Below are 264 nucleotides of genomic sequence, written 5' to 3'. Positions count from 1 at the left end.
ATGGAGCAGTCTGGTAGCTCGTCGGGCTCATAACCCGAAGGTCGTAGGTTCAAATCCTGCTCCCGCAACCAGACACCGTGAAAAGGCCACTCTTCGGAGTGGCCTTTTTCGTTTGCGCGCGATTTAAATTATTGATCAGCGTTTAAATATCGATTGACAAGACCTCTTACCCGAGTAGAATGGCCGACGCGGGATGGAGCAGTCTGGTAGCTCGTCGGGCTCATAACCCGAAGGTCGTAGGTTCAAATCCTGCTCCCGCAACCA

General features: G+C 52.7%; 1 tRNA gene. It reads left to right on the top strand.

Annotated features, from left to right (window positions below):
• Positions 1-187: 187 nt before the first annotated feature.
• Positions 188-264: transfer RNA gene (locus ACCC94_RS30280), tRNA-Met, on the top strand.

The sequence above is a fragment of the Pseudomonas sp. Pseusp97 genome (assembly GCF_047304025.1).
In the GTDB taxonomy this organism is placed as follows: Bacteria; Pseudomonadota; Gammaproteobacteria; order Pseudomonadales; family Pseudomonadaceae; genus Pseudomonas.
The sequence above is the reverse complement of the archived record's forward strand: the minus strand, read 5'-3'. Positions and strand labels throughout refer to the sequence as shown.